Annotated in this window: 27 protein-coding genes; 9 read left to right on the top strand and 18 right to left on the bottom strand. The window is 36.4% G+C overall.

The genetic code is table 11. From position 1 onward, the window contains the following. The first annotated feature begins 179 nt into the window (after positions 1 to 179). Positions 180 to 1,019 carry a hypothetical protein gene (locus IGK81_RS03135; protein WP_034699789.1) on the top strand — a complete coding sequence of 280 codons (840 nt, stop codon included), beginning with the start codon at positions 180 to 182 and terminating at the stop codon, positions 1,017 to 1,019. Between the two features lie 220 nt (positions 1,020 to 1,239). On the opposite strand, the gene IGK81_RS03130 is transcribed toward IGK81_RS03135, so the two are convergent. The 4 genes from IGK81_RS03130 to IGK81_RS03115 form a co-directional block, all read right to left on the bottom strand. Next, the gene (locus IGK81_RS03130; RefSeq protein ID WP_010738298.1) at positions 1,240 to 1,545 is read right to left on the bottom strand and encodes a bacteriocin immunity protein; all 306 of its coding nucleotides are present in this window, start codon (positions 1,543 to 1,545) and stop codon (positions 1,240 to 1,242) included. Between the two features lie 281 nt (positions 1,546 to 1,826). Then, positions 1,827 to 2,411, bottom strand: coding sequence for a GNAT family N-acetyltransferase (locus IGK81_RS03125; RefSeq protein WP_412003956.1), 585 nt, complete (start codon positions 2,409 to 2,411; stop codon positions 1,827 to 1,829). A 107-nt stretch (positions 2,412 to 2,518) separates the two neighbouring features. Beyond that, positions 2,519 to 3,439, bottom strand: coding sequence for a UDP-N-acetylmuramate dehydrogenase (gene murB, locus IGK81_RS03120; protein ID WP_412003955.1), 921 nt, complete (start codon positions 3,437 to 3,439; stop codon positions 2,519 to 2,521). 71 nt (positions 3,440 to 3,510) lie between these two features. Beyond that, positions 3,511 to 4,431 carry a Gfo/Idh/MocA family protein gene (locus IGK81_RS03115; RefSeq protein ID WP_010738300.1) on the bottom strand — a complete coding sequence of 307 codons (921 nt, stop codon included), beginning with the start codon at positions 4,429 to 4,431 and terminating at the stop codon, positions 3,511 to 3,513. 114 nt (positions 4,432 to 4,545) lie between these two features. Here IGK81_RS03115 and IGK81_RS03110 point away from each other — a divergent pair, with 114 nt between their 5' ends. From IGK81_RS03110 to IGK81_RS03095, 4 genes are all read left to right on the top strand, one after another. Continuing rightward, on the top strand, positions 4,546 to 5,298 hold the full coding sequence (locus IGK81_RS03110) for an exodeoxyribonuclease III (protein WP_010738301.1): 753 nt from the start codon (positions 4,546 to 4,548) through the stop codon (positions 5,296 to 5,298). A gap of 190 nt (positions 5,299 to 5,488) precedes the next feature. Continuing rightward, positions 5,489 to 6,022: a 3'-5' exonuclease gene (locus tag IGK81_RS03105; protein ID WP_010719861.1), complete on the top strand. Its 534-nt coding sequence runs from the start codon at positions 5,489 to 5,491 to the stop codon at positions 6,020 to 6,022. Positions 6,023 to 6,218: 196 nt separating this feature from the next. Then, positions 6,219 to 6,839: a hypothetical protein gene (locus IGK81_RS03100; RefSeq protein WP_232622361.1), complete on the top strand. Its 621-nt coding sequence runs from the start codon at positions 6,219 to 6,221 to the stop codon at positions 6,837 to 6,839. Then, entirely contained in the window at positions 6,802 to 7,305 is a 504-nt protein-coding gene (locus IGK81_RS03095; RefSeq protein WP_232622360.1) for a hypothetical protein, read from the top strand. Before IGK81_RS03100 ends, IGK81_RS03095 begins: the two co-directional genes overlap by 38 nt. Before the next feature lie 97 nt (positions 7,306 to 7,402). Here IGK81_RS03095 and IGK81_RS03090 read toward each other — a convergent pair whose 3' ends face one another. The 4 genes from IGK81_RS03090 to IGK81_RS03075 form a co-directional block, all read right to left on the bottom strand. Beyond that, entirely contained in the window at positions 7,403 to 7,927 is a 525-nt protein-coding gene (locus tag IGK81_RS03090) for a GNAT family N-acetyltransferase (RefSeq protein ID WP_034699781.1), read from the bottom strand. After that, a complete protein-coding gene (gene tsaE / locus IGK81_RS03085) occupies positions 7,920 to 8,393 on the bottom strand; it encodes a tRNA (adenosine(37)-N6)-threonylcarbamoyltransferase complex ATPase subunit type 1 TsaE (protein ID WP_010738304.1) in 474 nt (157 codons plus the stop codon). The genes IGK81_RS03090 and tsaE overlap by 8 nt, the downstream gene beginning before the upstream one ends. Before the next feature lie 257 nt (positions 8,394 to 8,650). After that, complete coding sequence (gene pta / locus IGK81_RS03080) at positions 8,651 to 9,631, bottom strand: phosphate acetyltransferase (protein ID WP_010719866.1); 981 nt, start codon at positions 9,629 to 9,631, stop codon at positions 8,651 to 8,653. Positions 9,632 to 9,783: 152 nt separating this feature from the next. Further along, a complete protein-coding gene (locus IGK81_RS03075; RefSeq protein WP_010719867.1) occupies positions 9,784 to 10,464 on the bottom strand; it encodes a uracil-DNA glycosylase in 681 nt (226 codons plus the stop codon). Between the two features lie 124 nt (positions 10,465 to 10,588). Between IGK81_RS03075 and IGK81_RS03070 the strand changes: the two genes are divergently transcribed. Together IGK81_RS03070 and IGK81_RS03065 are read left to right on the top strand one after the other, a co-directional pair. Beyond that, positions 10,589 to 11,458: a Cof-type HAD-IIB family hydrolase gene (locus tag IGK81_RS03070; RefSeq protein WP_034699778.1), complete on the top strand. Its 870-nt coding sequence runs from the start codon at positions 10,589 to 10,591 to the stop codon at positions 11,456 to 11,458. Positions 11,459 to 11,481: 23 nt separating this feature from the next. After that, positions 11,482 to 11,997, top strand: a complete 516-nt coding sequence (locus IGK81_RS03065) for an LURP-one-related/scramblase family protein (protein ID WP_010719869.1) — start codon at positions 11,482 to 11,484, stop codon at positions 11,995 to 11,997. A 165-nt stretch (positions 11,998 to 12,162) separates the two neighbouring features. On the opposite strand, the gene IGK81_RS03060 is transcribed toward IGK81_RS03065, so the two are convergent. The 5 genes from IGK81_RS03060 to gloA2 form a co-directional block, all read right to left on the bottom strand. Then, positions 12,163 to 13,887, bottom strand: coding sequence for a collagen-binding domain-containing protein (locus IGK81_RS03060; protein WP_034699775.1), 1,725 nt, complete (start codon positions 13,885 to 13,887; stop codon positions 12,163 to 12,165). A gap of 287 nt (positions 13,888 to 14,174) precedes the next feature. Next, positions 14,175 to 14,738 carry a GNAT family N-acetyltransferase gene (locus tag IGK81_RS03055; RefSeq protein WP_010719873.1) on the bottom strand — a complete coding sequence of 188 codons (564 nt, stop codon included), beginning with the start codon at positions 14,736 to 14,738 and terminating at the stop codon, positions 14,175 to 14,177. Positions 14,739 to 14,790: 52 nt separating this feature from the next. Continuing rightward, positions 14,791 to 14,970: a hypothetical protein gene (locus IGK81_RS03050; RefSeq protein ID WP_010738307.1), complete on the bottom strand. Its 180-nt coding sequence runs from the start codon at positions 14,968 to 14,970 to the stop codon at positions 14,791 to 14,793. A gap of 77 nt (positions 14,971 to 15,047) precedes the next feature. Continuing rightward, positions 15,048 to 15,566 carry a hypothetical protein gene (locus IGK81_RS03045; protein WP_010719875.1) on the bottom strand — a complete coding sequence of 173 codons (519 nt, stop codon included), beginning with the start codon at positions 15,564 to 15,566 and terminating at the stop codon, positions 15,048 to 15,050. 92 nt (positions 15,567 to 15,658) lie between these two features. Beyond that, positions 15,659 to 16,039 (bottom strand): SMU1112c/YaeR family gloxylase I-like metalloprotein, encoded by a 381-nt coding sequence (gene gloA2 / locus IGK81_RS03040; protein ID WP_010719876.1) that lies wholly within the window; start codon positions 16,037 to 16,039, stop codon positions 15,659 to 15,661. A 286-nt stretch (positions 16,040 to 16,325) separates the two neighbouring features. On the opposite strand from gloA2, the gene pnuC reads away from it, so the two are divergent. Then, positions 16,326 to 17,084 (top strand): nicotinamide riboside transporter PnuC, encoded by a 759-nt coding sequence (pnuC, locus tag IGK81_RS03035; RefSeq protein WP_010738309.1) that lies wholly within the window; start codon positions 16,326 to 16,328, stop codon positions 17,082 to 17,084. A gap of 153 nt (positions 17,085 to 17,237) precedes the next feature. Here the strand turns inward: pnuC and IGK81_RS03030 are convergent, their stop codons facing one another. From IGK81_RS03030 to IGK81_RS03015, 4 genes are all read right to left on the bottom strand, one after another. Further along, positions 17,238 to 18,533: a hypothetical protein gene (locus IGK81_RS03030; protein ID WP_034699772.1), complete on the bottom strand. Its 1,296-nt coding sequence runs from the start codon at positions 18,531 to 18,533 to the stop codon at positions 17,238 to 17,240. 90 nt (positions 18,534 to 18,623) lie between these two features. Continuing rightward, the gene (gene pcp / locus IGK81_RS03025; RefSeq protein ID WP_010738311.1) at positions 18,624 to 19,268 is read right to left on the bottom strand and encodes a pyroglutamyl-peptidase I; all 645 of its coding nucleotides are present in this window, start codon (positions 19,266 to 19,268) and stop codon (positions 18,624 to 18,626) included. 55 nt (positions 19,269 to 19,323) lie between these two features. Continuing rightward, the gene (locus tag IGK81_RS03020) at positions 19,324 to 20,268 is read right to left on the bottom strand and encodes a DUF979 domain-containing protein (protein WP_010719880.1); all 945 of its coding nucleotides are present in this window, start codon (positions 20,266 to 20,268) and stop codon (positions 19,324 to 19,326) included. 1 nt (position 20,269) lies between these two features. Then, entirely contained in the window at positions 20,270 to 20,956 is a 687-nt protein-coding gene (locus IGK81_RS03015) for a DUF969 domain-containing protein (RefSeq protein WP_010719881.1), read from the bottom strand. A 471-nt stretch (positions 20,957 to 21,427) separates the two neighbouring features. Between IGK81_RS03015 and IGK81_RS03010 the strand changes: the two genes are divergently transcribed. Beyond that, positions 21,428 to 21,748 carry a DMT family transporter gene (locus tag IGK81_RS03010; protein ID WP_010719882.1) on the top strand — a complete coding sequence of 107 codons (321 nt, stop codon included), beginning with the start codon at positions 21,428 to 21,430 and terminating at the stop codon, positions 21,746 to 21,748. A 162-nt stretch (positions 21,749 to 21,910) separates the two neighbouring features. Here the strand turns inward: IGK81_RS03010 and IGK81_RS03005 are convergent, their stop codons facing one another. Further along, positions 21,911 to 23,335 (bottom strand): basic amino acid/polyamine antiporter, encoded by a 1,425-nt coding sequence (locus tag IGK81_RS03005; RefSeq protein WP_010738312.1) that lies wholly within the window; start codon positions 23,333 to 23,335, stop codon positions 21,911 to 21,913. Between the last annotated feature and the right edge of the window lie 89 nt (positions 23,336 to 23,424).

Below are 23,424 nucleotides of genomic sequence, written 5' to 3'. Positions count from 1 at the left end.
ACTATTTTTTTATTCTTTTTATCAATAAACAATGACTTTTTCATCTAGCATCTCTAGATAACTATTTTTGCTATTTTTTGTTGGCTGTTTTCTTATTCATTTAGGCGTTTTGGTACAAATAATTTTGGTTTGCGCTTTTACCCTAGTATAATCTTTACTATAGATAAAGGAGTTATTTTATGAACTATCTGAAAATGTTTTTTATGAATGGTACCAAAACCGCTGGAAGAATTACCCATGCGTTTTATATTCTTCTACGGGTCATCGTTGCAGTAATGTTAGTCGATCAAATTTTTCAGCAAAATATGGGGAATACTTTTCTCTTATTGCTAACTCTAGTTTTATTTGAAATTCCTTATCTTCTAGAAAAAATGTTAAAGATCGAAATCCCGAATATGTTAGAAATCATTATTATTTCATTCATTTTTAGTTCAACTGTTTTAGGAGAATTAAGTGACTTCTACGGGTATTTCTCAATGTGGGATACTATCTTACATGCTTTAACTGGTTTTTTAGCTGGTGGGGTTGGTTTTTCACTTGTCTACTTACTGAACAAAAACACGAAAACAATGAATCTAACACCATTATTGTTAGCTATCGTTTCATTTTGTTTTTCAATGACAGTCGGTGTGATGTGGGAATTTGTTGAATTTTCAGCTGATCATTTATTTCAACTGGACATGCAAAAAGATAGCCTTGTCCAACAAATCAATAGTGTGGAGTTAAGTAAAGATGGCAATACTGTCCACTCGATCCCTAATATCGAGCAAACCATCGTGGAATATAAAGATTCAGCTGGAAATACAGAAAAATATGTGATTTCTGGTGGTTATCTTGACATAGGGATTATTGACACGATGAAAGACCTATTCGTCAATTTCATTGGAGCCTTGACGTTTAGTATCTTTGGTTATCTTTATAGCCAGAATGATTATCGGAAGTTTACTTTTATCCGTAACTTCATCCCCAGAAAAAAGAGAGAATCACGAACTGAAAGAAGAAAAGCACCTTCGAAATAAACAAAATTTTATTATCAATTATTCTTTATGTGATTCTATCGATAACTTTAGAAACTAGTATAAGAAAAATTGTCTACTATTAAAAGCCTGGGGCAAGGACGTCCTAGGCTTTTTTGATGAGTATAAAAACAAATAAAGTGTGTTCAGGAATTGTACTACTTACACTTATTAAAGAGATCAGATAAACCAGCTAGCAGTGGTTCCACGCTTCAGGGGATATTTATTGAAAAAATGGACCAAAAGCGATAGGCGTCGAAGCTAATCCTCGACCTAATTCTTGTTCAAATCGCCCTATCGTAGAAATTTTTAAATAAAAAGCTGCGACTGGTGGTGTCAATTGACTCTTGATCGCTAAAGGGCGTAGTTGATATTCCAGATCTTTCATTACTCTTGGAAAATATTCTTGCTTTTCTAGTTTGTTTTTAGCCTCGATCAATGATACTCTTTCCCTTTCTTTGACTTCTTTATTAAGAATCAAGTCGTATAATTCCACTATAATTTGATTGATTTCTTCTGTTTTCTTCATGATATCGCTCCCTTTAATATCATTTGGCTCATCTTTCTCAAAGCTTTAATAAATATTAAATGTATTATAGTCTAGATTTACCTCTTCAGGTCATTCATTTCCTAAATAACTGTTTTCCATTCATAATTGTATCCTATAGTTATATATACATTCTTACATTTCAGCCTAAACCTATTTGAAATGAAACCAGTAGGTCGGAAAAAAGAAAGCCGAAATAACCATGATCACAGAAAATAGCTGATTCTACTTTCCATTATCACGGTTATTCCACAAAAAGAATGTTAGTCTTTTTTAGCTTTTATATTCAATTTTTCCAAAGTGTCCATTGCTAAGGGATACTCGCTATTCGGACGTCCATCAAAATTCTCAGCGATAATCATAAACCCTAGCTTTTGGTATAGTTGAATGGCAGGATGACTCCAAGTTTGCGTATGCAGATACACTGGTCCATGAGATGCCAGCTTTTGGAAAATACGCAATACTTCGATCGTTAATGCTTTGGCAATTCCTTTTCCTTGATACCTCGGATCTACTGCCAGCCAATGAAAAAGCGGATAGCTTCCATCCTTCCGTTTTTTGAACCAAGCGGTACAAGTCGCGATTTTTTCACCTGTATCAGTTACAACGAAAAGCATTCGTTGCTGAAGTTCTTCTTGATAAGGTAAAAAAGCTCTCTGAAAGTAAGCAAGTGCTTCTGTTTCTGTTGCGAACTCTCCGACTGATTGTTCGATTCTTGCCCATTCGGTTTCATCGCCTAGACGGTAGTACTCAAAATGATACCCAGTCGCTAAAGATTGCGTAGGGAGACTGTCACTTAATGGACGAGTCATCCAAATCTCGGCATAAGGAACATGTTTATCTAGCATGAGCTAACTTCCTTTCTAAACAGAATAGCTCTTTCTATCTGTTTTATCACAAAAGTTTGAACATCTCACTGTAGTCATTGATGGCTAGTTCATTCAACTAGCAATGGTTACATGCTTGCATCCACTGTTTTTGCTTCGCCAATGATCCGTACTTCTGTTTCCAAAGACACATCAAATTTTTCTTTGATCACTTCTTGGATATGCGCGATCAATTCTGTATAATCCGTAGCGGTCGCATGATCAATATTGACAATAAAGCCAGCATGTTTTTCAGAGATTTGAGCGCCACCCCATTTTAAGCCTTGTAATCCAGCTTCTTGGATCAATTGACCAGTAAAATGCCCCACAGGACGTTTGAATACACTCCCACAAGAAGGATATTCCAATGGTTGTTTCGATTGACGTAATTCAGTCAGCTCGTCCATCCGCCCTTTGATTACTTCATGCTCTCCTGCAGTTAATTGGAATCGTGCTTCTAAAACGACTGAATCCATTTCTTGGATTTTACTATGTCGATAAGAAAACGCCATTTCTTCGTTGGTTAGAGTTTTCAACGTACCATCTGCTAATAAAACATCCACTTCTGCTAATACGTCTTTGATTTCACCGCCATAGGCACCTGCATTCATATAAACAGCGCCTCCGATACTTCCAGGAATGCCACAAGCAAACTCAAACCCGGTTAAAGAAGTATCTAACGCCGCATAGGTCGTATCGATCAATTTTGCTCCAGCTTCAGCTGTGACCATCGTCCCAGAAACTCGGATTTGTTTCATCTCAGTCAACATGATCACCATGCCACGAATCCCACCATCTTGAACAATCAAATTACTGGCATTACCTAAAACCATCCAAGGTACATCATGGGTTCGGCAATAATCCACTACTTCTTTTACTTCATTTTGTGTTTTTGGGAAAACGAGAACATCCGCTGGACCGCCCGTTTTGGTAAACGTGTAATTCATCAATGGTTCATCAAACAATAGATTGAGTGCTGGTAAATTTTTAACTAAGTCTTCTTTATTCACTGAGGATTTTCCTTTCTATATCAAACATCCCCATTATTCTATCACGCTTAAAACAAACTTGCCAGTTTCCCTCACATTTGTTGTCTTGTATGTTTGCGTAGCATTTCTTCACAAAGTGCATGACTTTGCATGATCCCTTGTTGCTTCAATCCTTCCATTGAAGGTTTTTCTTTGCTAATCTCTGCGAAAAATGTTTGAACCATTGGCTCAAATCCGCGTTTGACTAACGTACTTTCCCAATCGCCAAATTTTTCTATTTCGATACCAGATGCTCGTTGGATCGTCATATCCGTTAATTCCGCCACTTCATAAGTACCACTTTTACTAGTGATCTGATAGTTCTCGCTATTTGCTCCACTTAAAAGATCCATTGTTAAAATTGCTGTTTGATGGGCTGTTTCCAATTGTAATACGGCAAATTCCAAAAATTCTTTTGTTTCACGGATCTGATATTTCGTACGCAAGATCGGTTCGTCCAAAAGATATACCGCCGTATCAACAAGATGTAAAAACAAATCATAGATCACAAATTCCGTTGTTTCCTGAGCGGCAATTCGATTTTTTTGTAACTGGATTAGCCGCTTCTCGGGGACTTGTTTCAAACGTTCGACCATTGGAGCAAAACGTCGATTGAATCCAACCATTAAGACAACTTGATTTTTATCTGCCAGTTCTTGTAATTCGTTGATTTCATTAAGGTCAACACTGAGTGGTTTATCGATATACACATGCACCTGATTTTCAAGACATTTTTTGGCTAATTCATAATGTACCTTTGTGGCTGCATGAATCATACAAGCCTTGATATCCTGAGACAGTAGTTCATCAATTGATTCATATAGATGGTCAAATCCATACATTTCATGGATTCGTTTTTTCGTTTCTTTGTTTCTAGTCGCAAAGTAGAAATCAATCTTTCCTTGATTTTTTGCATAAGTAGGTAAATACGCTTTTTCTGCAATATTACCCACACCAATCACACCAATTCGCATGTTCGTTCCTCCAATCCATTCATTACTCTTATCTTACACTATTTTTTAGTAAAATAAGGTACAATAGAACCACAAATGCTAATCTAAGATCCAAAAGAAAGGATGCGTATTTAATTGAAATTTATCTCCTGGAATGTGAATGGCCTACGTGCAATCGTCAATAAAAATTTTTTAGACGTCTTTCATGAATTAGATGCCGACTTTTTCTGTCTTCAAGAAACCAAACTACAAGCCGGTCAAATCGAATTAGACTTACCTGGCTATCATCAATATTGGAATTATGCAGAAAGAAAAGGCTATTCAGGCACAGCGATCTTTGCCAAAGAACCCGCACTAAATGTCTCTTATGGAATGGGCATTGATTTACATGATCAAGAAGGACGTTTGATCACACTTGAATACCCTGAATTCTTTCTAGTTACTTGTTATACACCTAATTCCCAAAATGAATTAAAACGCTTGGACTACCGTTTACAATGGGAAGAAGCCTTTTACCATTACTTAGAAGAACTAAAAAAACAAAAACCAGTCATTGTGTGTGGCGACTTAAACGTTGCCCACCAGGAAATTGATTTGAAAAATTGGAAAACCAATCAAAAAAATGCTGGCTTTACGATGGAAGAACGAACTGCCTTCTCACACTTGTTAGCAAATGGCTTTATTGATACCTTCCGCTATTTCTATCCTGAACAAACTGGTATTTATTCTTGGTGGAGTTATCGTTTCAATGCTAGAAAAAACAACGCAGGTTGGCGTATCGACTATTTCTTAACTAGTGACGAGTTGAAGCCACGCTTGATAGATGCAAAAATCCATACCTCGATTATGGGAAGCGATCATTGTCCCGTAGAACTAGACTTGAAATAATCTCATTGTTAGCCATCGTCATCCTAGGCAGGGCTGAATATTTTTATTAAAGAGAATGAAGAAAGATCAGCAAAGATGCTTCTTTTTTGAGCGTGGTCTTTCTTCATTTGATTGATTTTTTTACATATCCATCACTTTCTTTTCTTCACTTTTTATGTTAGTGTTTATTTTTTAAGGAGGTTTTATGCACATGAATTTTGTTGCAATGGACTTTGAAACAGCCAACCATCAATCCCACAGTGCTTGTTCATTAGCATTGGTTATGGTCCAAAATAGCCAAATTGTTGATGAATATTACACACTCATCCAGCCAGAAACACCTTTTTTCTGGAGAAATGTTCAAATTCACGGTATTCATCAAGAAGATGTTCGTACCGCACCCAAATTTCCTGAAGTTTGGCAAACGATTCAACATTATTTCCAAAAAAACCGCTTAGTCGTCGCTCATAACGCAGCTTTTGATACGAAAGTTCTAGCTGGTTGTTTAGATTATTACAATTTGCTCCAACCTCATTATTTATCTTTATGTACGGTAAAAACCAGTCGTCGTTTATTTCCAGAGATGCCAAATCATCGATTGAATACTGTCTGTGAAAATTTAAATATCACTTTAGCGAATCACCATGATGCATTAGAAGACAGTCGTGCCTGTGCAGAGATTTTACTTTATCAAGAAAAACACTTTGGAACAGATCCTTTGAAAAAATTAGTTACCCTAAAATGAGCTACTAAAAAACAGGTAGACAAAAAATCCATGGTTGCTTTTTACAGGTAACCATGGATTTTTTGATCGCCTTTTCTAACCTTTATCCCCTTCATTCCAACCATTCACCAATTTTTTCTGATTATTTGAAAAGATGTCCTCGATACAACGGTAAGATATGAGACACTATACTCAATAAAAGTGAAAGGAGTATCATATGCCATACGTTAATGAGTTACACCGTCTCTGTGACATCTGGGCACTTACCTTAGGCTTGAAAGATAATGTTAATTGGATATCAAGTGATGATAAAACCAATTATCCTTTATTACTTTCGATTTATATTGAAACATTGAAACAAGATCACGATAATTTTTTTATTGAAGCAACAAAAAAAGAGAAGTTCATCCAGTCCCTTGAACGAAGTAAGCAATTTTACACATTTGAACATGGTGAAGAACTATCAAATGTCCTTCAAACTATGAGGGATGATGACCCTACAGATTTCATGCTTCTCCCAATTCACTATCTTTTAAAAAAACCGAAGATCGATCTCAACATGGGAGTAATAGATGGCTTTCGCGCTTCTGGATTATTGATTTATAAAGCCCCTACTGGTTATAAAGCAGTAATAGTTGATAAAATGAGACCTATTGATGGACTTCCTGTCTCCTACGTCTTGATTCCGCCAGAAAATTTATCCTCTCTTTGCGAAAAACTACTTCTAAACAATCAAGTTAAAAAGTACACAAAAGCAGAATTACCAACTATCAAAAAAAGAGAAATATTAGAGACAATCATTGATCACTCTGTATCTAAAAAAACTACTTCCTCTTAATGTATATACTGGCTATCAAAAAGTAGCTAATGATACTACCCTTGCAATAAAAGCACCTATCAAAACAGCATTATTTCACTGTCAATACGATATATTTAAATTGAGGGATCCATACTATGAAAAAATCACTTGGAAAAATGTTAGTTCTAATCCTGAGACTAATTCCAATCCTACGATAACCGCTCGTAAATCTTTGTTAGCTACTATAAAAAAATTCAGTGGCGTCTCAAATTGTTTTGATCATTTATTTTCATGGTATTTAACAAAAAAGCAAAGAAAAGTCAACTATGACTATACCGTTGACTTTAACAAAGATCCCTTTATCAACCAAATTTTTACGGGAGAAATCAATGATCAATCATATTTCTATCAAAAAAAGCAACAGTGCATTACAGCTTCAAAGCACATCCAAAAATCTACTGTTTTTCGAAAAATAGAAATAAAAAATGCTAACCCTGTCCGATAAAGTACTAACGGGTCAAATAAACAAATGATTCAGAAAATCTATGTTGCACTCTTTAGATTTAGGAGGAATGAACTGACTATTCCTCCTAAATCTAAGATCAGTCAATCAATAAAGACATCCTATAGACATCCAAAAAGTCCCCATCATCTGTTCGGGCCCCTCTTTTCATAAGCGCTTCGATTTCAAAACCCATTTTTTGATACAAGTGAACCGCTCGTTCATTTCGAGTTTGCACATCTAGTTCTAGTCTAAAAAGTACACCATTTTCTTTCACCCAAATCAATACTTCTTCAAGCAACATCGTTCCTAATCCCAAACCCCAATAGTCCTTTAAGATGCTGATCCCAACCTCTCCCACATGAGAGATGCGGTATTGTTCGCCTGCTTTAACAGAAACAACCCCGATGATTTTTTGACCCATACAAGCTAAGAGTAAAAGATTATTGTTGCTGTCTTGTAGATATTCGATGGATAAAGCTAAGGCTTCAGGTGTTAGCTCCATTCCTTGTTCATCCATAACTAAAAAATCAGTTTCTTCCTCTACTTGTTGCATCATTGCTAATAATTCACTGGCATCATTTGGCTGAGCTTCTCGAATGGTCAATGAGATCTCTTCACTCATTGTTTTGTCTCCATTGTTCCACGATCCGCTGTTTGAAAGCTTCACTTTGCTCTCCATATGCTTGCAATTTCACATATCTATATTCTAAATCTGTATCACTTTTTTCTAAAATCAGTTCCAAATAGTCTTCTGGTAAGGCTTCTTCTAAAAGATTCCCCCATTCAATGACAGATAGACCCTCTCCTTCAAAATACTCATCTAAACCAAGATCCGCACCACTAGCTGCCACACGATAAATATCCATATGATAAAGTGGCAATCTACCTTGATCATATTCCCGAATAATTGTATAAGTGGGGCTCTTGATCATTTGTTCGATTCCTAATCCGCGAGCAATCCCTTTGGTCAGCGTTGTTTTTCCGGCTCCTAAGTCACCAGTTAATACTAAATTATCCCCAGGCAGTGCCACTTCACCGATGACTTTTGCCAATTCTTCTGTCTTATCTAAACCACTTAATTCAATCATTCTAACTTACTCCTTCATCTAGCCTTTTGTGACAGTATATCGTGGATGGAAAATTTTTTAAAGCAAAAAAAAGCTTGGGACAAAGGTCGTCCCGAGCTTTTTCATATGTGTCAAAATGAATAAATGATTTTCAATCATTAGCTCCTTGCAATAAGTCTAGATTTACCAAAACATGAAAACTGTTTCAAAAAATCAGCGCTTATACGCTCGGAGCTGATCGCTTCTTTCACGAACTCTTATTCATTGAGTCTTAGATCTTAATCTAATAATGTTTGGGCTGCAGTAATGATCGCTAATTTATACACATCTTCTTCGTTTGCTCCACGAGATAAATCAGAAACTGGTTTATTCAATCCTTGTAAGATCGGTCCGATCGCTTCAAAGTTACCAAAACGTTGAGCAATTTTGTAACCAATGTTTCCAGATTGCAATTCTGGGAAAACAAAGACAGTTGCTTGTCCAGCTACATCAGAATCAGGTGCTTTTAGTTGAGCCACTGAAGGAACATAAGAAGCATCAAATTGTAATTCGCCATCAATTACATATTGAGGCGCTAATTTTTTAGCAATTTTAGTTGCTTCGACCACTTTATCCACTTCTGGTGCTTTCGCAGATCCTTTAGTTGAAAAACTCATTAATGCTACTTTAGGATCAATATCGAATAATTCAGCAGTCTTTGCTGATTCTACAGCGATTTCTGCTAATTCTTGGGCATTGGGATTGACATTGATAGCACAATCTGAAAAGACATATTTTTCTTGGTCACGTCCACGTACCATAATCATCGCACCACTTGTTCGGCTGACGCCTGGTTTTGTTTTGATGATTTGTAACGCTGGACGAACAGTATCTCCAGTTGAGTGAATCGCACCAGAAACCATCCCGTCAGCAATTCCCATATATGTCAACATCGTACCAAAGTAATTGACATCTTTTAAGATGCTTTCTGCTTGTTCCTTGGATGCCTTTCCATTACGACGTTCCACAAAAGCTTCAACCATTTCATCCCATTTATCATAACGATTTGGATCAATGATCGTAAAACTTGAAGTTTTAATTCCACGAGCATGAGCAGCAGCTGTGATTTCTTCTTCGCTACCAATCAAAATAGGTTCCACTAATTCTTCCGCTTTCAAACGAGCTGCTGCACCTAAAATTCTTGCATCAGTTGCTTCAGGAAAAACGATTTTAATGCTGCGACGTACAATTTTGAATCTCAAACTATCAAACAATTCCACAAGATGACCTCCAGATATTTTCTATGTATCCATCATACACTATTCCTAAAAAAAAGAACAGTTTATTTTATCTGTATCAGTCAAAAAACCATTAGTAATGAAGTCTTTCACATAACATACAATCTGACATATAACAGGAAAACGCTGTCTTATTACACTGTTTCAGGTAATTGCCAATCGATCGGTGTTTCCCCTAATGCCATCAGTGCATCATTGGTCTTAGAAAAAGGTTTAGAGCCTAGGAATCCTCGATGAGCTGATAATGGACTAGGATGAGCAGATGTTAAAATGATATGCCGACTTTTATCAATCATTTTCATTTTTTCTTGAGCCGGTTTCCCCCATAAAATAAAAACGATTGGTTTTTCTCGTTCGTTTAATTTTTCAATGATTTTATCCGTCAATATTTCCCAACCTTTGCCACGATGTGAGTAAGCTTGACCTTCTCGGACCGTTAGTACCGTATTTAATAGTAAAACGCCTTGCTTAGCCCAAGAAACTAAATTGCCATGTTTGACCGGTGAAATACCTAAATCACTTTGCAATTCTTTATAGATATTGTTTAATGATGGTGGAATTTTAACCCCTGGTTGCACAGAAAAAGATAAGCCATGTGCTTGATTGACACCATGGTAAGGGTCTTGACCTAAAATCACAACCTTTACTTTTTCGTAAGGAGTCAATTCCAACGCTTCATAAATATGATACATATCTGGATGAATTTTCTGAGTCGTATATTCTTTTTTTAAAAAGTTTCTTAACTTTTGGTAGTATTCTTTTTCAAACTCATCTGTTAAAATCGTTTGCCAACTGTTATGAATGATTTCTTTCAATCGTTCCACCTCCAACAATCAGGATAACTCACAAATTCTTTCTTAACAAGGGGCAATCTTCGCACGCAGTGTCATCTGGATATGGTAAACTAAGAAGAAGAGAAAGAAAGGAACGATGAGAGTTATGATCAAATTAATCGCATCAGATATGGACGGTACTTTATTAGATGCCCATATGAGTATATCACCCGAAAATGCCGAAGCGATCCGCTTTGCCAATGATGCAGGGATTGAATTTATGGTTGCGACTGGTCGCAATTATCAAGAAGCACGTGCGGCTTTAGATGAAGTTGGCATTGATTGTGCCATGATTACGCTAAATGGTGCGCAAGTTTTCGACAAAACAGGAAACTCCTTGTTCACTGTTCCAATACCGACTCTAAAAACTGCAACTGTCTTAGATATCCTTGATCAAAATGAGATTTATTATGAAGTATCGACCAATCGAGGGCTTTATTCTGAAAGCCAAGCCAAAAGAATTGAAAGCTTTGCCTCAATGATTGGTAGTCATCTCCCCCATTTAACATATAAAATGGCGATTGCGATGGCTTCAGCCAACCTTGAACTTTTGCATATCAATTATGTTGATAGTATTCGTGACTTGCTCCAAGACGAAACATTAGAGGTATTAAAAGTGATTTGTTTCCATACGGAAGGTCCGCGAGTATTGGGTCCAGTTGGAAAAGAAATCAGCGAACTGGGTGACTTAGCTGTTACTTCGTCTGGTCAAAACAATATCGAGGTCAATCACAAAAATGCCCAAAAAGGAATTGCTGTGGCTCATGTCGCACATGACCGAGGAATCAAATTAGACGATGTCATGGCGATTGGGGATAATTTTAATGACGTTAGTATGTTACAAGTGGCTGGTGTTAGTTTTGCGATGGGAAATGCTGAAATCGAAGTCAAAGATTACGCAAAATTTGTCACTGATACTAACCTGGAGTCTGGGGTCGGCAAGGCAATCTTACGGGCAATTTCCGAAAATCTATAATTTTCGAGAAAAGAGGGAGAAAGATGTCAGAATTTTTCATTCAAGAAAAGCATCTCAGTCGTGTCACGAGGACTGTTGTTAAAAATGAATCTGGTAAATCCATCTTCTTAATGGTTGGTCGTTGGGGAACAAAAGGAGATGCTTTGTCTCTTTATGCAATGAACGGAAATCTTGTGGCACATATTAAACAAACGAGTCTAACTTTCGGAACCCGTTTTGAACTTTATAAGGATTTTAAAAAAGTAGGAACGATGCAAAAAATCTTTAACTGGCCCGGGGATTTTTACTATGTACGTCGTCTTCATTGGACAGTTCAAGGAGATATCTATAACCATCAATATCAAATCCATCATTTTAATCAACGAATCATGAAAATGGATAAAGCAACGCTTTTTTCTGGAGATTATTATGTACTTGATATTCCAATGGAAGAAAATGCGCCTATCTGTATCTGTATCGCAGCTGTATTAGACTACTGGTTATATCGTAAAAACCATGACAAAGATACACCTCTTTCTTACCGATTAGACACAAATTAACTTGCTCCTTCTTATAATCAGAATAACTTCAAGAAAAAATAAGCCATCCTCTAGGAAACAAGACCCGCTAGTCAGAGCAAACGAACTTAGCAGATACGCTTCATGTAGGAAGGCTTATTTTTAGTTGGCTCAGTCAAGCACTTGATGAGCCTTTATTTATTCTTCTTATTTATGCTTCTTTCTTCTCATAAATCCCACAATAACAACTAACACAATAATCATTCCACCAACAATTGCTAACCATTTATTGGAAGCACTATTTGTTTTTGGCAAAACTTGCGAATCTTGATCTTGAAAATCCATTGACCGCGATTCATCGGTTACGTTAGTTGTTTCATTTGTAGAACTGTTAAACTCATTTCTATCTAAATCAGTACCCTTCCCTTGTTGTGGGATGGTGCTATTCATTCCATTTGATTGATTAGTTTTATCATTATTATTAGGATACACCTGATTGGTATCCTCTCCGCTCATACTTGGATCAATATGAAATGGAGTTGGCGTGTCAGTATCACTATTACCATTTGTTGGGTTGCTACTGCTGTCACCACTTGTTGGGTTAGTACTACCGTCACTGCTTGTTGTGTCCGTACTGCTGTCACTGCTTGTCGTATCGGTATCACTGTCACCACTTGTTGGGTTAGTGCTACTGTCACTGCTTGTCATATCCGTACTACTATCACTGCTTGTCGTATCGGTATCACTGTCACCACTTGTTGGGTTAGTACTGCTATCACTGCTTGTTCTGTCGGTACTGCTATCACTACTTGTCGTATCCGTACTGCTGTCACTGCTTGTGGTATCGGTACTGCTATCACTGCTTGTTGTGTCGGTACTGCTGTCACTGCTTGTCGTGTCCGTACTGCTATCGCTTGATCCAGAATTATCTGGATTATCAGCAAGGAAAATTTCGTTAGGGTCCCAACGATTGGTTGCTGCATTTAGCGTAACATTTTTTCCGATGATTGTTCCATCCATATTTTGATTGGCTGTGACATCTGCTCGTGGCGCAATAATGGTACCTTGAAAAGGTGCATTTATCGCCAAGTTCGTTACATTACTTGGGAAATTCCATGAAATATTTGCGTCAGAAAAATCTTCCGTTTCATGATTTGCTCGATTATTGTAATGAATTTGTGACTGGATCGTGAAATCAGCTGGTGCATTGATGACATTCATAACCAAAATTTTATTTTCAGAATTTACAATATTCAGTGGTGTATTCATTGATAATACTGAAGCATCCACATTGATGATTACAACATCTGAACTTCCCATTCCTGTTACATCAATCGTTCGATTATTCATATCAGGAAAATCACTTGAAAGATAGGTTTTAGCAGGAGTAATCGACATCAAACTTTCCGAAGCTCCTTCTAATTTTGCAAATTCCGTGTCAAAATCAATATAAGTATTCCCAGGGCGATCTTGATAAAGTTCTGAAGCAGATAAATGGTCGATCCTTGAGCCATTCACCACTGCCCGATCATTTTCGATCCCTGTACTAATTGAAGAACCTACAACAAATTTATTTACTCGGTTACTATCTCCCGAAGTAAAGGATGAGCCAATCAAAGAATCAGTTGCTTGAACATAGTTAATTTCTAGTTGGAGGTCACCTGTGATGATATCTGTCCCAAAATTATTGTTTGCATCTAGCTCTTTTGTTGCAACATTACCATTTGTATGCGCGTTTATCGTCGTTTTTTCTTTTGCGAATATATGGAATTGAGAAGCAATCCCTAATATTCCATAATCACCAGTTAAATCATCATAGATGCTACCAGAATCTTGAGGCGTATAAGTTTCCGCTATTGCAGGTAGAGCAACAAAGAGATTTAAAAATAATAGCATAACACCAAATATATTCCCAATTTTACTTCTTAACATTTCAACGGTCCTTTCCTGTCTCCAAGCCCAGTGACGAGCGATAGAGCATATTTTAATACTTAAAAAAAGACCCGTCATTACAGAATAATTGAAAATAAATGAAAAATATTTTCATAAAAAAGAGATTATAACAACTATCATTTAATATATACAACTGACATTTATGAAAACAAAACAAAAAAAAGAGTGAAAAACCTTGTTTTCACTCAACATTTTATCAAATAATAGTTACAACAATTTAAATGTCTTTATTAAAAAATAATAAGTTTGATTTAATTAAGAAACCATTAAATTTCCTTTTGCATGTGATCATAAAGATGATCACTGATTTTCCTTTTACCTACTACTTTAAATCCGTGACGTTCATACAATCTTTTGGCGTTAGGATTCTGTTCATCTACACTTAAACCAATAACATTTCGCCCAGTTTTTTTAGCTAATTTAGGTAAAGCTTCAAGTAAGTGTGAACCTATTCCTTGTCCTCTAAAAGCTTCCGAAACGGAAATGGAATCCAAATACCATTCTTTAGGAAATGTTTCTTGATCTACAAATAATTGTTCCTTATCTGTAATTCCATGTTTTTCTAAAATTACTTCTAAGGGTTTATCGATAAATGGCTCTTCTTCATCTGTGTAGCCAAATGCTACACCAGCTATTTTGCCATCAATTTCTTCAACAATTCCTCTTGTATAACTGTAACGATAATCGGGATCCATAATGGCTTCTTCTAAGATTTCAATTGTTTTTTCTTTCCCATACTTTTGTAAAAAAGGTAATTCCATATCATTTAAAATAACTAAAATAAGCGGAGCAATCTCTTGAGCATCCTCTTTTTTTGCAAAACGAATCATTTCATTCTCTCCTTTTTTTCATTCTATCACTGAAAAATAAAGATCAAAAGAGTTATTTTAAATAATCCTCGATTTTTTGGGTAACAAAATAACCATGTGAAACGATGCGAGCAGCTTCTGTCCGGCAATAAGGACAAACGATCGGCATTTCTTTATCAACATGTTCAACTACATTGTTGACTTCTTCATAAGTAAACTTTTTCCCGCAATTTGGGCATTTCATCTTTTCCATAGCAATGACTTCCTTTCTTTTTTACACATTTAGCTTACTCTTATATTGTAAAAAAGAAAAATGATAGCTATTGATTTTTAGGCACGAATCAACAAAACAGATTCTTCATTATCCTCTGCTAATTTGATCTCATAGTATAATTTGTCGCTTTTCATTAGCAAAACCCAACTTCTTACTTTAGCATTGCGCTTTCCACTTTGTTTAACAGCTTCTTTCATTGCCTTTTGAGGAGATTTGCTTGAGTAGATCTTTTTGATGTCAAAGAATGGTTGGTTTTCAGCTAATTTACTCGAACGAACAGCTGGCTTTCCGGTTGTAGGATTGACAACAAGCGTTTGTTCAGAATCTACGAAAAGATATTGAAAGGTATTGTTTGTTTGTTGTTGGACATCCTCTTTTGGTACAAACTGAACCATTTGAACTTTTGTTTTATTTGTTTCTTTTTTAAAGATTCCCACTGCTTTTTTCAGTGAGATTTGATATTCTTGTTCACTAATATCATCATAACGAAACGTAGCAGTCAATAATCCTAACGAAGCCGTTAGCCCAATAAGTATGAGAATAGCTGACCCAAATAAAATTTTTTTCATCTTCATCAGTGTCTCCCTTTTCCTTTTTTTACTAGCATATCAAGATTTTTTATTAAAAAAAATCGAATGACAGAAAGAAAAAGTGACAATTTTGTTACTTATTCATGTAATTCTAACGGCAAGCCATCTGGATCAAAGAAAAAAGTCATTTTTTTCCCAGTAAATGTATCGATTCGAATTGGCTCAGTTTCGATCCCTTTTAAACGAAGCTCTTCAATGACAGATTCAATCTGTTCCACTTTAAAAGCCAGATGTCTTAATCCACATGCTTCTGGATAACTTGGACGTTTAGGCGCATTAGCTACCCCGAATATTTCTAATTCAGCTGTTCCAAGCTTTAAATCTAATTTATAATCTTCTCTTTCCGCACGATAATTTTCACGGATTACTTCAAAGCCTAACTTATCAACGTAAAATTCCCGTGATTTTTGATAGTCAGATACAATAATTGCGACATGATGGATAGCAGATAAATTCATTTTTTTACTCCTTTAATCTTTTATTCTTTTTCATATTTTAACATTTTCTTTGGTCAAAAGTTTTTTTATAAAGAAAAAAATGGAAAGTTCACCTACGTCGGTTGACTTCCCATTCTTTCATCAATTCAATGTAAAGTTTTCATGTTTCCAGAAAACAAAGCAAAAAGTATCATAACACATATTATTTTAAATTGAAAGACTAGAAATATTTTTTGAAAGTAATACAATAGGTTGTGTCAACAAATCGAACACATACTATATTTAGTGTTTAAAGGAGCTTTTATCAATGATAAATTATTTTCGCTTTTTAGCACACCAACTCAAAGGTTGGCCTCAACAAAATTACTATCTTTTCTTTTTTAGTCTTGGGTGTCAGATTATGACCCTTGTGAATAGCCCTATTACTTGGTTAGCGGTGATCACTTTTATCGGTACTACACTTGGTGTCTTGTGTATCTTATCAATCAATGCAGCGAAATCTGTTAATGGTATTTTAGGAATTTTATCAGCTATTTGTTTCATCATCGTTGGTTTTTCTGCTAAAAATTACTTGAGTATCGGCGAACAAATCGCCTATATGATCACCTTAGATATCCCTGTTTTATTAAGTAAAGAATGGAATCATAACATGGCAGCAAAAATCCGTAAGTTCAATGGAAAAACATGGTTAGTCGCAATTTTTGCTACAATCTTGGTTTATGCTATTTCAGGTTTCTTGATTGGGCGCTTAACAGACGATCCACGTCCTTGGATCGATGCTATTGCCTTTTCAATCAGTTTGACAGCTGGTGTGATCAGTTTCTTGCGTTACAATAACCAATATTATTGGTGGTTGGCTTCAGGATTAGCACAGATGGTTCTGTGGTACATCTCATTTAGACATGGTTCAGCTAGTTTAGCTATGTTTGTCAATAGTTCCGTTTACCTATTGAATGATGTCTTGGCTTTCACAGTTTCTCCTTGGTATAACCAAAAAGAACGTGAACGAATGCTAAAAATGGAAAAAGAATATGATCAAGAGCATGAAAAGAGTGTGCTGATTTAAGACCGTGCCATGATCATTTTGATCTGAATATAATCGACAGACTTCTGGTAAAGCATGTTTCGATGTTCCCTTTTTCTTGGTACTTATCTAAATAAGCTAGCTGCCGCCAACAATTGATTGGTGGTAGCTAGCTTATTTTTACCCTATCGACTTTCACAATAGTCTTTTTAATAATTGCTTAGTTTTTGAACTTTCTGTTTGCAAAACTTTTTCTAATTGTTGGAAATATTGTAACGCATGTTGCTGTTCTTTCGATAAGGAATAGTCATTTTCATTTAGTTCTGTTAAAATGGTCATCACTTTTTTCGTTTTCAACTCAACAGCAATTTTATCCCATACTTCCTCGGTGACTACCTTTTTCTGTGACACATTTTCGTTGACTATCACTGTTTGCTTCATTTCTTTTTCTTTTCGTAAGACCTTCAAGAAACCATTTCTCATGACTCTAGGAATACTATCAAAGAAGCCTTCTGTGAAACCATAACGACAATATTGCTGCCAGATGAAAAGATACACCTCGGATTGGATAAATCGCTGCTTGCGTGCATATTCGGTCATTTTACTCTGTTGTTCTGGAGTTTGTTGGCGTCCAGTTGCTCTTAATTGCTGGATGAATGTTTCAAAGAAGGTCAATGATAGTTGTTCACCCCCGTCAACAGCGATCAACGCCCAATCTTTTTGCAAAAAAGTTCGGTAATTCGTTAAAAAAGTCTCGACATCTTTCACTAATTCTTCTGAAAAATCTTCAAATAGTTCTTTCTTCCCACGAATTTTTTTAGGGGTTCCCTCTAATTGCGTTGCAATACGTGAGATCTCTTGTTTCAGCGCTTGATAATCAGCAAGATAAATTGGCATATCTGCTTCACGAAAATCCACAACCCTGGCAACTAGTTTTTGATCAGGCAAATAGGGATTTTTTAATTTTCGATTTTGGTAGAGCATAAAACAATATTCTTGCCATAAATCTTCTGGAAACGCCACGTTTTGCTGTTTCAGCCACAATAATTCGTCTAGTGCTAAATCGACTTTAGTCATCCCTTGATTGATAGATGTTGCGATTTGCGGGCTTACGTGTAAATGTTCAGCAAAGTGATTGATCCCTAAAGAAAGGCTCTTACCGGTCTTTGGTGAATGAACGATATATTGCACTTTTAATTCACGACCGCATTCGCAATATAATTTTTGTTGTCGCCGTTTGGTACGAAAAAAAGGATTGATTTTAAAATCGGAAAAGACCCAATCAGTCGCTGCTAAATAATTTTCTTCTAAAAATTGGGAATTGATCAAGTAGCGTCGATGTTGATCAACTAATTGACGTTGTTTCGTCGTCAACTTTTCATAGATTTCCCAACGCTGATTACTTGTATACTGTTTTGATATCTTAATTGGATAGACTTGATTGATTTCTTTGGGATACCATTCTTTAAATACCTTTTGCCAGTCGTTCATTACTTATGTTTCCTTTCAAAAAAAGAATCGACTGGTCTGATTCGACCAGTCGACACAATGATTTGTTTTTCACTACATTATTTGTAAAAATTAGTGAGTTGTTCCTGCATTGCCAGCAATGTCATGATCATTTGTTACGGCTGCTTCTACTGCATAAGTCAAAGAAGCGGCAATATCATCTAATGACATTGATGGTGTGCCTACTGGACGATCAATCACTTGATCAGGTGAAAATGGCACATGGATAAATCCGCCACGAATCGTCGGGAATTTTGTCTCAATCAAGTGAAGCAAACGATACATGATGTCGTTGCAAACAAAGGTACCAGCTGTATACGAAATGTAAGCAGGTAATCCATGTTCATGGACATTTTTTGTCATTGCTTTAATCGGTAAAGAAGTGAAATAAGCAGCTGGTCCATCTGGTTCTAACGCTGTATCAAAAGGTTGGTTTCCTTCGTTGTCAGCAATTCTAGCTTCTGCTAAATTGATTGCTACTCGTTCGAATGAAACAGCTGAACGTCCACCAGCTTGTCCAACACAGATGACGATTTCCGGTTGATGTTCTTCGATTGCTTTTTCCACAACTTGGCTACTTTTAGCAAAAACCGTTGGGACTTCCACTTTGATAATTTGTGCTCCAGCAATTTCATCAGGCATTTTTTTCACTGCTTCATAAGCAGGATTCACTTTATCTCCACCAAATGGATCAAAACCAGTTACTAGTACTTTCATTTTACATTCCTCCATTATTCTCAATATAAACTAACTATTATTATAGAGTTTTTTCTTATTTAAATAAAATCATATAAACGATTTGGAACACTAACATGAAGATCGCTACGAATAATTGGTTCTTGATTACGCCGTATTTGTCTTTCATCTCTAACATTGCCACAGGCACGACATTGAAGTTTGCAGCCATCGGTGTTAACAAGGTTCCACAGAACCCACAGGTCAGAGCAACCATTCCCACTAGTGCTGGATTTGCGCCGTGACTGAATACAAACGGTGCACCGATCCCTACAGTCATTACCGTAATCGCTGCAAAGGCGTTCCCCATAATCACCGTGAAGATAACCATACCCAATGCATAGATTATAATACCGACATTCACATTACCTTCGGGAACGATTTGCCCGACTGCATTAGAAATAACTGTCCCTACTCCTGCACTTGTAAAAACCGCTCCTAATGATGCCAAGAGCATTGGTAACATACTTAAAGGTCCTACTGTTCCTAGCATATCTGCAGCATCATCTAAGAAAGTAGTTGGTCGATTGTCTCGTGAGAAGAACATCATGATCACCATTGCGGCAAAAACACCGACACCAACACCAACTAATGCGCCAAGCTTAGTAAAGAGTGCGAACAAGATCGCAAAGATCCCAATACTCAATGCCGGAATAAAGATTTTCATTCCTAATTTATCAGACATTTTTTCCATGTATTGTTTAGAAGGTAAGCGACTTTCTCCTTTGCTGACTTTCTTTGCAATCGCTGGAACTGTCATGGCAAAAATCAAAAGACCGTTGACGATCGCAGGTAACCATCTTCCACCAGCAATTACGATTCCTAATACTGTCCAGAAAAAAGCAGAACCGTATCGATGAGGATTCGTTTTATCGTTAATGTTTCTGATTCCTGTATAAATCAGAACTAACCCCATGATGATATATAATATTTCTAATAATTTATCCCCTAATAAAATTTCAGGATCTGTAAAAAAGCTCATATTATTGCCCCTTTCCTGAATAATATTTTTTCGCTAATTTCTTTTCTCTTAAGTAGAAATAAATACTTGCAACAATCAGTGCAACGACAGCAACTGGTACTTCAACCAAAGCAAGTTGTCCTAGTGTCACTTCATAACCCAGACCTTTTAAAGTCGATTGAACTAACAACGCACCTGCTCCACCAACGAATAATACTTGACCAAAGAACCAACAAATATTTTCCATCGCAGAAGACATGCCTTTTAATTCTTCCTCATGTTGTGGATCAATTTCCAGGCCTTTTGATTCGACTGTTCCTAAAGCCATTGGCATGATGATTGGGCGAACAAAACCGGCAACTCCACCAAAGCTGACATTGAACGCTGCAAAGATCATACGGAAGACCCCATAGATATCAATGATCATCCCAGCTGATACTTTCTTAAAGCGCTTAATAAGCGAAGCTGCTGATTCTTTCAAACCATTACGTTCCAGTGTACCTGTTGCCAACATAATAATGATAAAAATAGCCATTCCTCGATTATTGACAAAACTTGTTCCTAAAGTTTCTAACATTCCTTCAATTCCTAAACCGCCTGTCAATGCGGTGACAATCAGTGCGACCATTACGATCAAAATTGAATCTAATTTTAGTGCAAAACCGATAATGACGATCAAGACACCTAAAAGACTAAGATAGTTCTCCATTTGACTTCCTCCTTAAAATTACAAGATATTTTTTTATTATAAATCAAAAAGCCATGAAAATATAGATAAAATCCAATTATCTCATTGTATTTTTTTAAAATTCAGTCAATTCAATAAAAAAATTAGAAAAATCACTTACGGTTGAAACAACTCGTTTACAGTTCAAATTTTTTGAGATCTTATTTTTGTTAACTAACAAATGAACAAAAAACAAACAAAAACGTGCTTCATTATCTAAAATAACACTTTAGCATAGGTGTTTTCCTCCAAAAAACGACTTCTAAATCGAATGGCCGATTCAAATTGGTTCACGTTTTAGCTTATCACTACCCTTATTTTTTATTTTGTGTTATCCTTTCAATTAACAAAATAATGACACAACTATCGCCGGGTAGTATTAAGAGGATAAGCATTCCATTAGGTCTTTGGAGGAATGCTACTCCTCTTTTTTGTGTAAATGGGGTGATTAATATGGCATGGTTTGAATTAATCTTAGCGGGAATCTTGGAAGTTTTTTGGTCTACGATGATGAAATGGAGTGATGGTTTTTCTAAATTGAATTATTCTTTCTACACAGTCATTGGCATGATCGCCAGCTTTTATCTCTTATCAAAGGCGATCAAACAGTTACCAATGAGTTTATCCTATCCTATTTGGACCGGAATCGGTGCCGTTGGTTCAGTGATCATTGGTGTCGTCTTGTTTCATGATAAACTGACATTAGCCACTTGGTTTTTCGTTGGCTTATTATTGATTAGTCTGGTCGGAATCAAAATAACCAGTGGACATTGATCCTACATTATCAGGAATGGTTGATCAGACCAAAATAATAGTAGGTGCATGAACACATCAAAAAAAGCCAGATAACCGGTTTTGTTAACGATTCTTTTATTAGAATCATGAATTACCGTTTATTTGGCTTTTTTAATGACTTAATTTAACATATTTGTGTATTTAAACATGTAAAACGCCTGTAGCAAATAGAATCATTGCTGTTAGTCCGATCATTGTGACACCGACTAATAAAAATTTATCTAAGTGAAGATGAGGGATTGGCTCATTTTGTTCTTTCCGGGCTCTTAAATAAAAGAAGATCCCAGGTAAGAAGAGTACTAACACTAACATCACTTCATTGAAAGCAACCACGAGCATTGCCCAGACTTGAAATGCACTGGCTAAAAAGCCAATAAAGAATTGCCCCCATTCTTTTCTTTGATAAGATAGTTTCATCTGATAAAGACCTAAGAATAACCAAGTAAAGAATATCGCTGCTGTCCCAAGTGTGTAAGCAAAATTATACGCACTATCCGTGAACAATAAAGAAAGTAAGAAAACATTAGTACAAATCGTCGTTAAGACAATAGCATATGTTGGCGCACCTTTTTTATTGACTTGACCCCAGCGTTTCGGTAATAAGTTAGCATCTGCCATATTCCTCATGGTTTCAATCGGTAAAATCGTCCAAGATAACCAGACACCGACAAGCGAAATGATCAAACCACCGTTGATCAAGATTGCTCCCCATTTTCCTACCATCATTTCAAACACATAGCCCATCGCTGGCTGTGTTTGGATTCCTTGCAATTCTTTCATTGACATTGTCCCATAAGGTAACATCGAAACTAAAACATAAATGATGATTAAACCAAAAATACCAAGGATCGTTGCTTTCCCTACATCTGATTTTTTCTTTGCACGAGAACCAACCACAGAAGCTCCTTCGATCCCAACAAACACCCATAACATCACCATGATACAGCTCAATATCTGACTAGAAAATGGCACGGGCTGGCCATTCGCACTCAATATGATATCACTAGAAAAATTATCGATAAATTGTTGCAGTGAAAAGGTACTGATTGCTACAACAATAAATAAAAATAGTGGGACAAGTTTACAGATCGTTACAATAGCGTTCACATAACTTGCATTTTCGACCCCACGATTGACTAGCCAAGCATATCCCCATAAAAACAAAGTGCTCATAACGATCGAAGCGATATTCTGACCTCCGTCGAATACTGGGAAAAAGTAACCTAAAGCACTCATTAGCAACGTAGCAAAGGCTACGTTCCCCAACCAACAAGTAAGCCAATAACCCCAACCACTGATAAATCCAGCAAAACGTCCGAAACCAGCTTCTGCATAGCTGAAAATACCACCTTCCAGCTCTGGACGTTTTTTATTGATATTATTGATTGATAACGAGAGCATCAACATAGCTGTTCCAACTAGCACCCAACTAAAAATAGCTGGGGCACCAGCCGATCCGGAGATGTCCGTCATAATACCAAATACGCCACCTCCTATCGCTGACCCAATCACTAAGGCCGCTAGTGGAAACAACCCTATTCCTTTGTTCTGTTGCTCTGTATCCATTTTAAGCATCCTCCAAAATAAACCGCTTTTACCAAAAGTATAACAAATCTTCACCTGTTTTACTTTATTCATAAAAATTCTAATAGAAA

This window comes from Enterococcus sp. DIV0703 (genome assembly GCF_051711065.1).
Classification (GTDB): Bacteria; Bacillota; Bacilli; order Lactobacillales; family Enterococcaceae; genus Enterococcus_B; species Enterococcus_B hirae.
This window is presented reverse-complemented; position numbering and strand designations above follow the sequence as displayed.

Bases quoted from the DNA above. Each gene is read 5' to 3' on its own strand.
- IGK81_RS03135 (WP_034699789.1), top strand. From the start codon at position 180: ATGAACTATCTGAAAATGTTTTTTATGAATGGTACCAAAACCGCTGGA.
- IGK81_RS03130 (WP_010738298.1), bottom strand. From the start codon at position 1,545: ATGAAGAAAACAGAAGAAATCAATCAAATTATAGTGGAATTATACGAC.
- IGK81_RS03125 (WP_412003956.1), bottom strand. From the start codon at position 2,411: ATGCTAGATAAACATGTTCCTTATGCCGAGATTTGGATGACTCGTCCA.
- IGK81_RS03115 (WP_010738300.1), bottom strand. From the start codon at position 4,431: ATGCGAATTGGTGTGATTGGTGTGGGTAATATTGCAGAAAAAGCGTAT.
- IGK81_RS03105 (WP_010719861.1), top strand. From the start codon at position 5,489: ATGAATTTTGTTGCAATGGACTTTGAAACAGCCAACCATCAATCCCAC.
- IGK81_RS03100 (WP_232622361.1), top strand. From the start codon at position 6,219: ATGCCATACGTTAATGAGTTACACCGTCTCTGTGACATCTGGGCACTT.
- IGK81_RS03090 (WP_034699781.1), bottom strand. From the start codon at position 7,927: ATGAGTGAAGAGATCTCATTGACCATTCGAGAAGCTCAGCCAAATGAT.
- tsaE (WP_010738304.1), bottom strand. From the start codon at position 8,393: ATGATTGAATTAAGTGGTTTAGATAAGACAGAAGAATTGGCAAAAGTC.
- IGK81_RS03070 (WP_034699778.1), top strand. From the start codon at position 10,589: ATGATCAAATTAATCGCATCAGATATGGACGGTACTTTATTAGATGCC.
- IGK81_RS03065 (WP_010719869.1), top strand. From the start codon at position 11,482: ATGTCAGAATTTTTCATTCAAGAAAAGCATCTCAGTCGTGTCACGAGG.
- IGK81_RS03060 (WP_034699775.1), bottom strand. From the start codon at position 13,887: ATGTTAAGAAGTAAAATTGGGAATATATTTGGTGTTATGCTATTATTT.
- IGK81_RS03055 (WP_010719873.1), bottom strand. From the start codon at position 14,738: ATGATTCGTTTTGCAAAAAAAGAGGATGCTCAAGAGATTGCTCCGCTT.
- IGK81_RS03050 (WP_010738307.1), bottom strand. From the start codon at position 14,970: ATGGAAAAGATGAAATGCCCAAATTGCGGGAAAAAGTTTACTTATGAA.
- IGK81_RS03045 (WP_010719875.1), bottom strand. From the start codon at position 15,566: ATGAAGATGAAAAAAATTTTATTTGGGTCAGCTATTCTCATACTTATT.
- gloA2 (WP_010719876.1), bottom strand. From the start codon at position 16,039: ATGAATTTATCTGCTATCCATCATGTCGCAATTATTGTATCTGACTAT.
- pnuC (WP_010738309.1), top strand. From the start codon at position 16,326: ATGATAAATTATTTTCGCTTTTTAGCACACCAACTCAAAGGTTGGCCT.
- IGK81_RS03030 (WP_034699772.1), bottom strand. From the start codon at position 18,533: ATGAACGACTGGCAAAAGGTATTTAAAGAATGGTATCCCAAAGAAATC.
- pcp (WP_010738311.1), bottom strand. From the start codon at position 19,268: ATGAAAGTACTAGTAACTGGTTTTGATCCATTTGGTGGAGATAAAGTG.
- IGK81_RS03020 (WP_010719880.1), bottom strand. From the start codon at position 20,268: ATGAGCTTTTTTACAGATCCTGAAATTTTATTAGGGGATAAATTATTA.
- IGK81_RS03015 (WP_010719881.1), bottom strand. From the start codon at position 20,956: ATGGAGAACTATCTTAGTCTTTTAGGTGTCTTGATCGTCATTATCGGT.
- IGK81_RS03010 (WP_010719882.1), top strand. From the start codon at position 21,428: ATGGCATGGTTTGAATTAATCTTAGCGGGAATCTTGGAAGTTTTTTGG.
- IGK81_RS03005 (WP_010738312.1), bottom strand. From the start codon at position 23,335: ATGGATACAGAGCAACAGAACAAAGGAATAGGGTTGTTTCCACTAGCG.